We start from the raw sequence: 14,211 nt of genomic DNA, 5'->3' as shown, positions 1-14,211 counted from the left end.
TCCAGGGTCAACCGACACGGGCCGTGATGAGCGCCACACCGGCGATGATCAGCACGATCCCCGCCGCCGTGGTCCAGGGAAAGGCTTCGCGGAAGATCACCACCGACAGCAGGGCGACGCTGGCGATGGCCCCGGCGGTGAGCACCGGGTGCGCGACGTTCAGGGGCAGCTTCGCCAGGGCCGCGGCGTACAGCAGGAAGGCCAGGCCATACATGAACAGGCCCAGCCAGAAGGGCCAGTTGGACAGCGCGCCCAGGGGATCGCTCAGACTGGGAAAGCGCCGCGGCGGCAGCATGGCCATCTTCACCAGCACGCTGGCGGAGGCGTTCGAAGCGATGCCAAGAATCAGGATCAGCCACTTCATGCGGCCGTCTCCGGCAGATCGCGGTAGGCGCGGATCGCCACCTGCACGCCGCGCTCCAGCGCCGCCAGGTTGGAGCCCTGCTTGGCCGGCAGCATCTCGATACTGACGACCTGCTCCGGCAGGCGCCGGGTCAGGGCGAAGGCGATGCCGTCGTGGTTGGTCCCGCCCTCCCCCAGGGTCACCAGGTCCGGCTCGCTGGCATGGACATGGCCAATCAGCTCGGCGTGCTCTTCCAGCACCCGGGCGGCATCTTCCTCGTTGATGGTCAGGGCGCCGGTATCCAGCTGCATGCGGATCGCCGGGTGATCCACCGCCCGCACCACGGCGGCCGTGGAATCGCTGTCGATCATGAAATTGGCGCCGTAGCGCGGCGGATTGGGCTCCAGGCAGATCAGCACGCCACGGGCCGCGGCGACCTCGCCCAGACGTCGGAAGAAGTCGCTGGCCTGGGCCAGGGCCTGGTCGTCGCTCAGCCCGGAGCGATCCCGGTTGCGTGGCGAGCCGAACACCAGGCGCGTGGCGCCGAGGCCTTCGGCGACCCGACAGACACCCTCCAGCTGAGCGAGCAAGGCCTGCTGGACGTCAGCGTCGCCGAACACGTTGAGTCCCGAGGTACCGAACAGCAGCGCCTGCATGCCGGTGATCTCGATGCCCCGCGCCTGCCACGCCAGTCGTACCTGTTGGATCTCCTGGACGGTCGCGGTCTTGGGATCGGCGAAATACTTGCCGGGTGCGATGTCGATGGCGTCCACCCGGTATTGCTGCAGGATCTCGGCGACCATGGCGTCGTCGGCGGTTTCCCAGGCGATATTGGAAATGGCGACGCGCATCACTGGCCCTCCGCCTTGATCACCGGCGGCTCCGACTGCGCATAGGCACGAACCGCCAGCAGGGTGTCACGGGCGCTGTACTGGTAGCCGTCGCGGCCACCGAACACTTCCGCATGGACACTGCGGAAGTCGTAGCGCGCTGGCGCCCCGTCCAGGGTATTGTCGAATTCCCGCCCGAATCCCTGGCTGGCGATGTCCGCCACGCTGATGGGTTCGGCGGTCAGGTGGACGAGCTCCAGACCGGCCGCCTGGGCGGTCTGGATGTCGTAGCCGAGATTGACCATGGGATAGAACTGGAACACGCCGCGGCTTTCCACCGCCTGCAGGTTGTTGTCGTTGAGCAGGTCGTAGATCACGTTCTTGCGCAGCCCCGGACCGACCAGGCCGGGCAGGCGCACGATCAGGGCCTTGGCGAAGTGCTCGCGCACGAACCGCTCGAGGCGATAGCGGTTGGCGCCATAGGCATGCAGGCCCTCTTCATCCACCGGGGTGGTTTCGTCCACGCCGAGCGGGCGCTTGAAGACGTCCACGGTGCTGATCAGCACGAAGGAATCGCACTGGATGCGCGAAAGGTGGGCGATCAGGCCATCGATCTTCTGACGGTCCGCCTCGGGATCACGGTTGGCGATCCACTTCTGCGCGGGCGCACCGGCGCAGATGACCTGGCCATAGGGCTGGTCGCCGATCTGATCGATATTGGTGGAGCGAAACAGCGCACCGAAGGCCTTCTGCTTGAGCAGCGTCGACCCCACGAAGCCGCTGTACCCTATCAACGCGTCGGTCTTCATGTTGCTCACCCCTTGGTCTTGAATCTCAGGCAATAGTCCGGTTGGCACTCCTCGACGGGATAATGCTCGTCCAGGTAGGCCTTGAGTCGTGGAAACTTGTCGTGCATGGACAGGTTGTTCAGGTTGAACGACCAGAACGTCGTGGAATACACCACCGCCGGCGGATCGGCGTGCTGCAGATCGCTGAGCAGGTCCGCCTCGTAGGGCGGTGTGGCATAGACCGGATAGATGTACTTGGTGCAGGCCGGCAGGTCCGTCACGCCGTTGATCACGCCATTGTTGGCGAGGTCGAACACGCACTGGGCGCCGCTGTCCAGCAACCGCTGCGCGGCCCACTGCACGCCGGGCGTCGCCAGCGCCGCGTCGTCCGGCATGGCAGCCAGCTCGGGGACCCAGGCGAGTCCCTGGGCCCAGACCCGCTCGACCGGCGACTTGTAGAGATTGAACGCCGCCAGCAGCAGCACCAGGGCCGCCAGCGCCGGCAGCAGCAGGCGCCGGGTGAAGGCCAGCAGCGCCACCCCCAGCAGTACGGCGAAGAAAGGTGACGGATTGAGCCCTACCAGCCCGAGCAGCACCGCTGCCGCGACGAAGGCGTAGGCAGCACGCGGATGGGCCGAGAGGTCCCAGCCACCGTTGCGCGCCAGGCGCTGACGGCGCGCGGCGTAGAGCAGGCTCAGCAGGGGTACCCAGAAGCCCATCTGGATGTGCTGGAAGTCCGCACGGTTGACCCCGATCTTGAAGAAGATCGCGAGCAGTACCGCCAGGGCACCGATCAGCGGCAGATCCTCGCTCCAGCGCCACGGCCAGGGCAGGCAGCGGATCAGGGCAAAGGCCGCCAGCGCCGTCGGCACCGCCAGCAGCAGGCTGAGCGCCAGCGGACGGGCGCTCAGCCCATAGCCCCACTGGGAAGAGGTTTCGAGCAGGAAGGTCAGGTTCTTCACGTAGTCGGTCAGCGCGAAGAAGTCGGTTCCCAGCCCCAGCCAGGCGACGGTCACGCCGAAGGTCAGGATCGACAGCAGGTGGCGACGCTGCAGCAGCAGCGTCAGCAACACCGCCGAGCCGATCGCCAGTACCCCGGCGATACCGCGATCGTAGGACCAGAATACGTTGAAGCCGGCCGCCAGCCCCAGCAGCAGCTCGCAGCCCAGTCGCGCCGTGGGGGTTTCCACCTTGCGGTGCAAGCAGAACAGGAACAGCGACAGCAGCAGGAAGAGATCGCGGTAGCCCACCACCTGGGTGGCCAGCGCCCCCACGGCGACCAGCAGGATCAGCCGGCCGCGGCCGCTCGGCAGCGGGCAGAGCAACAGCGCCGTCCCCCAGAGCAGCAAGGCTGCCGCGGTATTGCACAGGCCATAGAGGAGCTGCGTCACCAGGAAGGTGTGCTGCGGCCCGAACCAGCTCTGCGCCAGCCACACCGGAACGAAGTCCAGTCCACCATGGATGGTGAAGGCATGGGCACCCGGCTGGCTGTGCAGCAGGGTCGGCAAGGTGGCGAAGTATTCGCCCTGATGGAAGGGATCGAGAATGACGCCCTTGCCGAACAGAAAGAAGTTGATGACGGAAAAGACCAGAACGGTGATGAAACCGGCAACGCTGGACGCCCCCCTGGGCGCCGCTTCAGTGGAAGGGTTCCGCATCGAGGCGCTCCAAGGCATCGAAAATGTTGTCGATCTTGCCGCCCAGCATCGAATAGCAGCCGGGCAATTGCGGATGCTGTTCGAAGAGAATGGGACGACCATCGTCCCCCTCGTTCTTCATCAGGATGGTCTTCACCTCGAAGAGCGAATCGTGGTACTCCACTCGTGCCACATCCGCCATGTACCGCGACACGTCACGCACCATCCAGTCGACCCGGGAGGCGCGATCGTAGTCGTCGAGCAGCCCGTAGGGATCCTTGCCGTTGACGTCCTCCCAGTTCAGGTGCGGCGTGTAGCGCACGTGGGACAGGGTGTGCAGACCACGTGCCGGGAACGGCATCATCGAGAAGAAGGGGCCGTCCATCACCGTGACGCCGAGATTGCGCAGCTCCGGCGGCATCTGCACCAGCGCCATCTCGGTGATCTCGTGGCGCAGGCGGGTGGCGGTACCGGGGAAATCTCCGCCGTACTGGTTGAGGCCGCTGTAGGTGCAGTTGAACAGATATCGTCCGTGCCGCTCCTGCTGGGCGCCGCCCTTCCCCTCCACCTCGACGCTCAGACCATCCGCCGTACCATGGATGGCGGTGACCCGGCTCTCGAACAGCAGCTCGACGCCGGCAGCCTCGAGCTCGCGCCCCACTTCGGCGGCGAGGATGGCCGAGTTGAACGCATATTCCTCGGTCAGATACACGGCTTCTATGAGTCGGTCGTCGAAGAGTCGGGAGAACTCTTCCGGCGCCGCCTGCAGCGACGCCTCGATACCCTGGCAAAAGCGTTCGAACTGCTTGGCAGTGACCTTGGAGTTGTTGCGAGCGATGGCATACAACTTGGTGAAGTCCTTCACCACGACATCGGGATAGTCCTGCAGAAAGCGCGGCAAGTTGACCCGACTGCGAAAGGCCGTGACGAAACTTCGCGGATAGTGGTAACCGTTATGGACCCGTGCCTGATTGTGATAAGAAGCACGCTTCAACAAACCCTGCTCGCGTTCGATCAAGGTGACTTTGGCGAAGCCTCTTACCCGCATCAGATACAGGGCGGTCATGGCCCCATAGAATCCGCCGCCTATGACGATCGCGTCTTTCATGATCGTCCTCAGGCCACGCCGGTCTGGGTGATAGGTCTCGCGCTACCGCCCTGCACTACTTCCACATTGAGCTTGTCCCGGCGCGTCATGACCGCGCTGGTGAACTCCTGGGCCACGTGATACAGCGGACCTTCATTGGCCCTGTGGGTCAATTGCAGGACATATTCGCCCAGGACCAGCAGCACCAGCGATATAAGAAAGAACATGCCCGACTGCTGTAACGAAATCGTCACCCAACCCGGTGCCACGTCATCCTTGAACAATCCGATGGCGATCACGTAAACGGAATAGAGCAGGTTCGACAAGGCGCCGACGATGGACAGGAAGCTGACCATCCGCATCGGCTTGCGCGTGGACGACACCAGCAACCGCGCGCCCCGGTCGAAGCTGCCGGACAGCCGCTTGGCTCGGACATTGCGCGGCGGCACGCTGTATTCCAGGTTGCTGCGGGAGAACCCCGCGGTGGCGGGCAGGTGACGATAGGTCAGCGCTGGCGCCGGATGGCGCAGGATGTAGTTGATGACCTTCTTGCTGAGCATGCGGTACTGGGGCGCATCCTTGGCGAGATCGACCCCGTTGAATCTCTTGTAGAGGCTGTTGAAGCCCTTGGCGCAGAGGCTGTACGAGAGTGTCTGCCGAACTTTCTGCTGGTTGTTGGCGAACACCACGTCGGTTCCTTCGGCGGCACGGCCCAGCATGTCGGGCAGGAAGCCGATGTCATCCGTTTCGGGATCTATAACTACCGCGAAGTCACCCAGCGCGTTCTCCAGGCCTACCCAGGCAGCGGTATCGGAGTCCACTTCCTTGGTCAGCGCATATACCTGCAAATTGGGAAGTCCATCGACACTGGTCAGTTGCTTCAATCGAGCTACGCTGTCATCAGCGGACGCGTTATCGACGATGATAAGTTCGTAGTCACTTACCAGAGGACCGACGACAGCCGCGGCACGCTCCAAGGCGCCCTGCAGCTCAGTTGCCTGATTACGAACGACGAACACGACTGAAAGTAGGACGGGATAAAAGGCCATGACGCGAACCTCCAGAGGCGTTCCAGATTCATGCAATGCAGACGGTTAGCCATCGGAGAGTACAGATAAATTCGTCAGGTTTTATTCCGCTGCGCTACGCTGTGACCATAGCCACAAATCGGTATCTGAAGAGCCTGGAAGTCGGACAGTGTCGCCGTTTTTATCCTATGCTGCCGAACTGCTGTAACGGTTCGGCAAGGCGATAGGGTTGGCGGAAAGCCAGGAAGAAGAGTGGAAAAGGAATCTGGTGTCCCAGAGTGGGGTCGAACCACCAACCTTCCCCTTAGGAGGGGGATGCTCTATCCAATTGAGCTACTGGGACAGGAAAGGGCGACCATGGTAGCGATCACCGGAAGGTTTGTCATGCCTCCGCTGACGCCGGCCAGATTCGCTGTAACGTCAACCGCCCTGCCGTTCGAGCTTATAGTTTTGCAATTTAGGCAGTACGTCGGTAAATTGACGTCAATAAAAACAGTTACCTAGGGAAGGGTGTTCTTAACGTCCCAGGTGCCCGTGAGTGCTAGCGGAACGAACGAGGGCTCGCGCCTTCACTGATTTTTGACTCCAGATGAAGTACCTCAATGACCCAGGCCATTAGATCCTACTCAAGCCGTACCGCTGACAAATTCGTCGTGCGCCTGCCCGAGGGCATGCGAGAGCGCATCGCGGATGTGGCCCGCAACCATCACCGCAGCATGAACTCCGAGATCATCGCGCGTCTCGAGCAGAGCCTGCAGCAGGAAGGCGCCCTGGGCGACGAACCTGGCTTACGCCTGGACAGCCCGGAGATCAACGCCAACGAGCGGGAATTGCTGCAGCGCTTTCGCCAGCTGTCCGGCCGACAGCAGAACGCGCTGATCTCGCTCATCGCCTACGACATCGACGCCGCTTCCTAGTCACGGCTAGGCTGCCCGGTGATCGGGCAGCCCCTTGCCTACATCAGGAACAGGGTGGCGAGTCCCAGGAAGATGAAGAAGCCACCGCTGTCGGTGACTGCAGTGATCAGCACGCTGGATCCCATCGCTGGATCGCGACCGAAGCGCTGCAGCGTCATGGGGATGAGTACTCCCATGAAGGCGGCGAGCAGCAGATTCAGGGTCATGGCCCCCATCATCACCAGTCCCAGCGACCAGCTGCTGTAGAGATAGAAGGCCACCAGGCCGATCACCCCACCCCAGATCACGCCATTGCACAGCGCCACGCCCATTTCCTTGCGTAGCAGGCGCGCGGTGCTGGTCACACTGATCTGCCCCAGGGCCATGGCCCTGACGATCATGGTGATGGCCTGGTTGCCCGAGTTGCCGCCGATCCCGGCCACGATGGGCATGAGCGCGGCCAGGGCCACCAGCTTCTCGATCGAGCCCTCGAACAGGCCAATGACCCGCGAGGCGATGAAGGCGGTGATGAGGTTGGTGGCCAGCCAGGTCCAGCGGTTGCCTACCGACTTCCACACCGAGGCGAAGACATCCTCGTCTTCGCGCAGACCGGCCATGCTGAGGACTTCGCTCTCGCTCTCCTCGCGGATCAGGTCGACCATCTCGTCGATGGTAAGACGGCCGATCAGCTTGCCGTTCTTGTCCACCACGGGCGCGGAGACCAGGTCGTAGCGCTCGAACGCCTGGGCAGCGTCGTAGGCATCCCCATCGGGATGGAAGGCGACCGCCTCCTTGGCCATGACGTCGGCCACCAGCTTTTCCGGGTCGTTGACCAGCAGCCGCTTGATCGGCAGCACGCCCTTGAGGATGCTGTCGGTATCGATGACGAAGAGCTTGTCGGTATGGTCCGGCAGCTCCTTGAGCCGCCGCAGATAGCGCAGCACCACCTCCAGGGCGACGTCGTCGCGGATGGTCACCATCTCGAAGTCCATCAGGGCACCGACCTGATCCTCGTCGTAGGACAGGGCGGAACGCACGCGCTCGCGCTGCTGGGCGTCGAGGGCGTCCATGAGCTCGTGGACCACATCGCGCGGCAGATCCGGCGCCAGATCGGCCAGCTCGTCGGCATCGAGCTGGCCGGCCACCGCGAGGATCTCCTGATCGTCCATGTCGGCGATCAGGGTTTCGCGTACGGCGTCCGAGACTTCCAGCAGGATTTCACCGTCGCGCTCGGTCTTGACCAGCCCCCAGACGGTCAGGCGATCTTCCTGCGGCAGGGCTTCCAGGATGAAGGCGACGTCGGCCGGGTGCAGCTCGTCCAGGCGCGCACGCAGCTCTTCGAGGCCTTCTTCGGGAATGTCGGCGGGGGAGACGGGGCCGCGGTCCTGGTCTTCACGCGCCTCGACGGCGAGGTCGTAGCGCTCCAGCAACTCGACGACCTGGGCGAGCCGCTCTTGCAGCGTCTCGTGGGGCTTTCTGATCTCTGCTTCGTTCACTACGGTCATAGCGCACTCCGGCCCGTCGGCGGAGCGCACCGACGAACCCTATCTCAACAACGGGACGAAAAAGGCGATTGAGTATTGACTGGGTAAGTCCATAGGGGATGACCACTGCCCCGGCGGGGCTGACGGCGGGGATGATACACCGGACCGGTTGCGGGTGCGAAGGCAAAAGGTTTTCAAAACAGCTATTTGCACGGCTTCCAAGCAGGTGGGAAGACAGCGCTCCAGCTCTCGTCGAGAGTCCCTCGCTCCGCTAAGCTTGAGCCCCTACGTCAAGGAGGACGCCCCATGAAGAAGCTGCTCGTGCTCGGCCTGCTGCTGGGCTGCACCACCGCGCCAGCGGCCACGGTGTATCGCTGCGAAGATGCCGCCGGCCATGTCACCTTTTCCGCCACGGGCTGCGCCCCGGACAGCGATGGCCACCTGCAGCGCGCGGACAACCCGCGCCCGGGCGGCGCCAAGCCCACCCTGATGGCGAAACCGAAAGCCGCGCCGCGCAAGCGCAAGCGCAAGGCACAGGAGCCGACGGTGGTCGCCACCAAGACGGATGGTTGCGGTGATCTGCTCACCGCCAGCGAAAGGCGCCAGGCGATCATTCGGGGGCAGGTGAAGGCCGGCATGAGCCGCGCGGACGTGGAGAACGCCCTGGGCCAACCGCGGCGGATCTCCCAGCTGGATACCCTGACGCGCTATCACTACGAGGCGCGCAACCGCAAGGAGCGCTCGCGCCTGGTGACCTTCGACGAGCACGGTTGCGTGCGTCGGCGCTGACGCACGTAGATCCTAATCAGAGCCTGTTCAATGTCTCGCGAGCCAGAGCCAAACGAGGCCTAGGCGGCCCCACGAAAATAGCTGAGGAAGCGGATCGGATTCGCGCTCGAGCTCACGAGTGGTAAATGAGCATGGCGACGGGGCTACCCCTACCCAGGCCGGACTGGCGACCCAGGCCATTTTCAACGCCGCCTGGCCGACGCGCAGCAGCCTTTGACAGGTTCTCAGAGCACGGCGCGTGGGTAGGAGCCGAGTACCTTCAGCGCCACGGCACTGCTGGACAACCGCTCCAGGACATCGCGGATCAGCGGATCGGCCTGGTGGCCGACGAAGTCGATGAAGAAGACATAGGTCCACTTGCCGCTGCGCGAGGGGCGCGTCTCGATGCGGCTGAGATCGATGTTGTTGGCATGGAACGGCAGCAGCAGCTCGTGCAGAGCGCCCGGCTTGTTCTGCATGGAGACGATGATGGAGGTCTTGTCGTCGCCACTGGGCGGCACGTCCTGGTTGCCGATGATGAGGAAGCGTGTGGAGTTGTCCGGCCGATCCTCGATCTTCTGCTGTACCGGGGTCAGGCCGTAGAGCGAGGCCGCCATGTCGCCGGCGATGGCCGCGCTGTTCCACTCCCCTTTCACCCGCCGCGCCGCTTCGGCGTTGCTGGCCACCGCCACCCGCTCGACGCTCGGGTAGTAGGAGTCCAGCCACTTGCGGCACTGGGCCAGCGACTGGGCATGGGAATAGATGCGGGTGATGCTGTCGGCTTTGGTGTTCTCGCCGATCAGCAGATGGTGATGGATACGCAGCTCCACCTCGCCGCAGATCGACAGGTTGTGCTCGAGGAAGCTGTCCAGGGTATGGTTGACCGCCCCCTCGGTGGAGTTTTCCACCGGCACCACGCCGAACTGGGAGGCACCGGCCGCGACCTCGCGGAACACCTCGTCGATGGCGGCCATGGGACGCGTCACCACGGCCTTGCCGAAGTGCTTGAGCGCGGCGGCCTGGGAGAAGGTGCCTTCCGGGCCGAGGTAGGCCACGTGCAGCGGTTCTTCCAGGGCCAGGCAACAGGACATGATCTCGCGGAACAGCCGCGCCATGTCCTCGTTGCCCACCGGACCACTGTTACGCTCCATCACCCGCTTGAGGACCTGGGCCTCGCGTTCGGGTCGATAGAACACGGGCTTCTCGCCCTCCGCCAGCGTCTTCATCTTGACCCGCGCCACGTCCTGAGCGCAGCGGGCGCGTTCGCTGATCAGCTCCTGGATGCGTTCGTCCAGACTATCGATCCGCAGGCGCAGGGCCTTGAGCTCGTGTTCCGACATGATCAGCCGTGCTCCTTCTCGAATTCGGCCAGGTAGGTCACCAGGGCCTGGACGGCCTCCAGGGTGACGGCGTTGTAGATGGAGGCGCGCATGCCGCCCACCGAGCGGTGCCCCTGCAGATACAGCAGCCCACGCTCGTCGGCACCCTTGAGGAAGGCCTTGTCCAGGCGCTCGTCGGCCAGGCGGAAGGGTACGTTCATCCAGGAGCGGTCGTTCTTGGCGATGGGGTTGCTGTAGAAGTCGCTGGCGTCGATGAAGCCATACAGCAGCTCCTTCTTCTGGCGATTCAGGCGCTCCATGGCGGGCAGGCCGCCCTGCTCCTTCAGCCACTTGAACACCAGGCCCGACAGGTACCAGGAGAAGGTCGCCGGGGTGTTGTACATGGAGCCGTTGTCGGCCTCGACCTTGTAGTCCAGCAGCGTCGGGCAGGCGGCGCGGGCGCGACCCAGCAGGTCTTCGCGGACGATCACCACCACCAGGCCGCTCGGGCCGATGTTCTTCTGGGCACCGGCGTAGATCAGGCCGAAGCGCGAGACGTCCAGCGGGCGCGAGAGGATGTCGGAAGAGGCATCCGCCACCAGGGGCACGTCACCGACCTCGGGAATCCAGTCGAACTCCAGGCCGCCGATGGTCTCGTTGGGCGTGTAGTGGACGTAGGCCGCGTCCTTGGACAGCTGCCACTCGTTCTGCCCGGGGATGGCGAAGTAGTCGTACTGCTTGGCGCTGGCGGCGACATTGACCGCACCGTAGTGCTGCGCCTGCTCGATGGCCTTGCGCGACCAGATGCCGGTGTCGATGTAGTCGGCCTTGCCGCCCTCGGGCATCAGGTTCATCGCCAACTGCGCGAATTGCAGGCTGGCACCGCCCTGCAGGAACAGCACCCTGTAGTTGTTGGGAATGACCAGCAACTCGCGCAGGTCGGCCTCGGCCTGGCTCGAGATGGCGGTGAAGTCTTCACCGCGGTGGCTCATCTCCATCACCGACAGGCCACGCCCCTGCCAATCCAGCAGATCGGCCTGGGCCTGGCGCAGTACCGCTTCGGGCAGGGCCGCCGGGCCGGCGCAGAAGTTGTAGGCACGCTTGCTCATCGCTCGTCATCCTCGTCGGGAAGGTCATCGCTCGGCACGTCGCTGGCGCCGGGAAGCACATCGTCCTGGTCCGGCTCGTGGCTGTCGACGGGCAATTCCTTGTCCAGCACCTCGCCGTCCAGTTCCGCCTCGTGGTCCAGCAGCTCTTCGTCCACCGAAGGCTCCTGCACCCGTTCCAGGCCCACCAGCTTCTCGCCCTTGCCGAGCTTGATCAGGGTCACGCCCTGGGTATTACGGCCGGTGCGGGAGATGCCTTCGACCGGGGTCCGCACCAGGGTACCTTGGTCGGAGATCAGCATGATCTCTTCGCCGTCCAGCACCTGGATGGCGCCGATCAGGGGACCATTGCGCTCGTTGATGACCATGGCGATCACGCCCTGGCCACCACGGCCGCGCTGCGGGTATTCGGCCATGGCGGTGCGCTTGCCGAAACCGTTGAGACTGGCGGTGAGGATCTCGGCGCCCGGCTCGGGGATCAGCATGGAGATCAACCGCTGGCCTTCGGCCAGGCGCATGCCGCGCACGCCGCGGGCGGTACGGCCCATGGTACGCACGTGGCGCTCCTTGAAGCGGATGACCTTGCCACCGTCGGAGAACAGCATGACTTCACGGGCGCCATCGGTGATGGCGGCGGCGATCAGGCTATCGCCCTCTTCCAGCTTCAGCGCGATCAGCCCGTTGCTACGCGGGCGGCTGAACTGCACCAGCGGGGTCTTCTTCACGGTGCCATTGCGGGTCGCCATGAAGATGTAGGCGCCGGTGGGTTCGTCCTGGCCTGCTTCGAGGAGCTCGCCCTCTTCGCCTTCGACCTCGGTCTCGACGTCGTCTTCCACCAGCACGGCGTCTTCGATGTCCAGGTTGTCGTCCTGCTCGCCCAGATCCTCGTCACCCGCCGGTGCCTGCTGGCGCACGGCTTCCAGGTCCACCGGCAGCATGGCGGTGATGCGCTCGCCTTCGGCCAGCGGCAGCAGGTTGACCAGTGGGCGACCACGGGCGGCGCGGGAGGCCTCGGGGATCTCGTAGGTACGCTTCCAGTAGACCTTGCCCAGGCTGGAGAACAGCAGCAGGGTGGTATGGCTGTTGGCGACCAGCAGGTGTTCGATGTAGTCCTCTTCCTTGACCGCCGAGGCCGAACGGCCGCGACCGCCGCGGCGCTGGGCCTGATAGGCATGCAGCGGCTGGGACTTGGCGTAGCCGCCATGGGAGATGGTGACGACGCGGTCTTCCTCGGTGATGAGGTCGGCGATGGTCAGGTCCACCTGGGAGGCGATGATCTCGGTACGACGCTTGTCGCCGAACTCGGCCTTGACCTTCTCCAGCTCTTCGCGGATGACTTCCATCAGCCGCTCGGGGTTGGTGAGGATGCGGATCAGCTCGCCGATCTGCTGCAGGATCTCCTGGTACTCGGCGATGAGCTTCTCGTGCTCCAGGCCGGTCAGGCGGTGCAGACGCAGGTCCAGGATCGCCTGGGCCTGCTCGGGCGAGAGGTGATACTTGCCTTCGTGCAGACCGTACTGCTCGGGCAGTTCGTCCGGACGGCAGGAATCGGCCCCGGCGCGCTCCACCATCTCGCGCACCGCGCTGGACTCCCAGGGCGTGGCGATCAGGCGTTCCTTGGCTTCGGCCGGCGTGGGCGAGGTCTTGATCAGCTCGATGACCGGATCGATGTTGGACAGGGCGACCGCCTGGCCTTCGAGGATGTGGCCACGCTCGCGCGCCTTGCGCAATTCGTAGACGGTCCGCCGGGTGACGACTTCGCGACGATGGCGAATGAAGGCTTCCAGCAGTTCCTTGAGGTTCAGGGTGCGCGGCTGGCCGTCGAGCAGGGCCACCACGTTGATGCCGAACACCGTCTGCAGCTGGGTCTGGGCGTAGAGGTTGTTGAGCACCACCTCGGGGGTTTCGCCGCGACGCAGCTCGATGACCACCCGCATGCCGTCCTTGTCGGACTCGTCGCGCAGCTCGGTGATGCCTTCGATCTTCTTCTCTTTCACCAGCTCGGCGATCTTCTCGATCAGCCGTGCCTTGTTGAGCTGGTAGGGCAGCTCGGTGATGACGATCTGCTGGCGATTGGCGCTCTTGTCGATGTCCTCGACCTCGGCGCGAGCCCGCACATAGATGCGCCCACGACCAGTGCGATAGGCCTCGATGATGCCGGCACGGCCGTTGATGATGCCCGCGGTCGGGAAGTCCGGACCGGGGATGTACTGCATCAGGTCGTCGACGGTCAGCTCGCTGTTCTCGATCAGCGCCAGGCAGCCGTCGATCACCTCGCCGAGGTTGTGCGGCGGGATGTTGGTGGCCATGCCGACCGCGATGCCGCTGGAACCGTTGACCAGCAGGTTGGGGATGCGCGTGGGCATCACCGCCGGGATCTGCTCGGTGCCGTCGTAGTTGGGCACCCAGTCGACGGTCTCCTTGTCCAGGTCGGCCAGCAGTTCGTGGGCGAGCTTGGACATCCGCACTTCGGTGTAACGCATGGCCGCGGCGTTGTCGCCGTCCACCGAACCGAAGTTGCCCTGGCCGTCCACCAGCATGTAGCGCAGCGAGAAGGGCTGCGCCATCCGCACGATGGTGTCGTAGACGGCGGTGTCGCCGTGGGGGTGGTATTTACCGATGACGTCACCCACCACACGGGCGGATTTCTTGTACGGCTTGTTCCAGTCGTTGCCCAGCTCGCTCATGGCGTAGAGCACGCGCCGGTGCACCGGCTTGAGGCCGTCGCGCACATCCGGCAGGGCCCGGCCGACGATGACGCTCATCGCGTAGTCGAGATACGACTGCCGCAGTTCGTCTTCGATATTGACCGGGAGGATTTCTTTGGCCAGTTCACCCATGAGAAGCCTGGTTCCTTCTGATCTGAAAAGCGCTAGGGCTCGTCCGCACGGCGGCCGAGCCTGATATTAGGAGAGGCGAAAGCCC

Annotated in this window: 12 protein-coding genes and 1 tRNA gene; 2 read left to right on the top strand and 11 right to left on the bottom strand. The window is 64.3% G+C overall.

Annotation, left to right across the window (positions count from 1 at the left end; genetic code table 11):
• Positions 1 to 7: 7 nt before the first annotated feature.
• The 7 genes from AR540_RS05345 to AR540_RS05315 all read right to left on the bottom strand — a co-directional run bounded on the left by AR540_RS05345 (position 8) and on the right by AR540_RS05315 (position 6,056).
• On the bottom strand, positions 8 to 364 hold the full coding sequence (locus tag AR540_RS05345) for an SMR family transporter (RefSeq protein WP_059226784.1): 357 nt from the start codon (positions 362 to 364) through the stop codon (positions 8 to 10).
• Positions 361 to 1,194 carry a sugar phosphate isomerase/epimerase family protein gene (locus AR540_RS05340; RefSeq protein WP_059226783.1) on the bottom strand — a complete coding sequence of 278 codons (834 nt, stop codon included), beginning with the start codon at positions 1,192 to 1,194 and terminating at the stop codon, positions 361 to 363. Before AR540_RS05340 ends, AR540_RS05345 begins: the two co-directional genes overlap by 4 nt.
• Positions 1,194 to 1,982, bottom strand: a complete 789-nt coding sequence (locus AR540_RS05335; protein WP_059227964.1) for an NAD(P)-dependent oxidoreductase — start codon at positions 1,980 to 1,982, stop codon at positions 1,194 to 1,196. The genes AR540_RS05340 and AR540_RS05335 overlap by 1 nt, the downstream gene beginning before the upstream one ends.
• A 5-nt stretch (positions 1,983 to 1,987) precedes the next feature.
• Entirely contained in the window at positions 1,988 to 3,619 is a 1,632-nt protein-coding gene (locus AR540_RS05330) for a hypothetical protein (protein ID WP_059226782.1), read from the bottom strand.
• The gene (locus AR540_RS05325) at positions 3,600 to 4,706 is read right to left on the bottom strand and encodes an FAD-dependent oxidoreductase (RefSeq protein WP_082706915.1); all 1,107 of its coding nucleotides are present in this window, start codon (positions 4,704 to 4,706) and stop codon (positions 3,600 to 3,602) included. Before AR540_RS05325 ends, AR540_RS05330 begins: the two co-directional genes overlap by 20 nt.
• Positions 4,707 to 4,714: 8 nt before the next feature.
• Positions 4,715 to 5,734 (bottom strand): glycosyltransferase, encoded by a 1,020-nt coding sequence (locus AR540_RS05320; RefSeq protein ID WP_059226781.1) that lies wholly within the window; start codon positions 5,732 to 5,734, stop codon positions 4,715 to 4,717.
• Positions 5,735 to 5,979: 245 nt separating this feature from the next.
• A tRNA-Arg gene (locus tag AR540_RS05315) sits at positions 5,980 to 6,056 on the bottom strand.
• 259 nt (positions 6,057 to 6,315) lie between these two features.
• Between AR540_RS05315 and AR540_RS05310 the strand changes: the two genes are divergently transcribed.
• Positions 6,316 to 6,630, top strand: a complete 315-nt coding sequence (locus AR540_RS05310) for an Arc family DNA-binding protein (RefSeq protein WP_059226780.1) — start codon at positions 6,316 to 6,318, stop codon at positions 6,628 to 6,630.
• A 38-nt stretch (positions 6,631 to 6,668) separates the two neighbouring features.
• Here the strand turns inward: AR540_RS05310 and mgtE are convergent, their stop codons facing one another.
• A complete protein-coding gene (gene mgtE, locus AR540_RS05305; protein WP_442963757.1) occupies positions 6,669 to 8,114 on the bottom strand; it encodes a magnesium transporter in 1,446 nt (481 codons plus the stop codon).
• Positions 8,115 to 8,399: 285 nt separating this feature from the next.
• On the opposite strand from mgtE, the gene AR540_RS05300 reads away from it, so the two are divergent.
• A complete protein-coding gene (locus AR540_RS05300; RefSeq protein WP_059226779.1) occupies positions 8,400 to 8,882 on the top strand; it encodes a DUF4124 domain-containing protein in 483 nt (160 codons plus the stop codon).
• A gap of 224 nt (positions 8,883 to 9,106) precedes the next feature.
• Here AR540_RS05300 and pheA read toward each other — a convergent pair whose 3' ends face one another.
• The 3 genes from pheA to gyrA are packed head-to-tail and all read right to left on the bottom strand — an operon-like array spanning position 9,107 to position 14,126.
• A complete protein-coding gene (gene pheA, locus AR540_RS05295) occupies positions 9,107 to 10,201 on the bottom strand; it encodes a prephenate dehydratase (RefSeq protein ID WP_059226778.1) in 1,095 nt (364 codons plus the stop codon).
• A gap of 2 nt (positions 10,202 to 10,203) precedes the next feature.
• Positions 10,204 to 11,289: a 3-phosphoserine/phosphohydroxythreonine transaminase gene (gene serC, locus AR540_RS05290; RefSeq protein ID WP_059226777.1), complete on the bottom strand. Its 1,086-nt coding sequence runs from the start codon at positions 11,287 to 11,289 to the stop codon at positions 10,204 to 10,206.
• Complete coding sequence (gene gyrA / locus AR540_RS05285) at positions 11,286 to 14,126, bottom strand: DNA gyrase subunit A (protein WP_059226776.1); 2,841 nt, start codon at positions 14,124 to 14,126, stop codon at positions 11,286 to 11,288. Before gyrA ends, serC begins: the two co-directional genes overlap by 4 nt.
• Between the last annotated feature and the right edge of the window lie 85 nt (positions 14,127 to 14,211).

Origin of the sequence: Pseudomonas sp. EpS/L25 (assembly GCF_001512295.1) — a bacterium.
Classification (GTDB): Bacteria; Pseudomonadota; Gammaproteobacteria; order Pseudomonadales; family Pseudomonadaceae; genus Chryseomonas.
The sequence above is the reverse complement of the archived record's forward strand: the minus strand, read 5'-3'. Positions and strand labels throughout refer to the sequence as shown.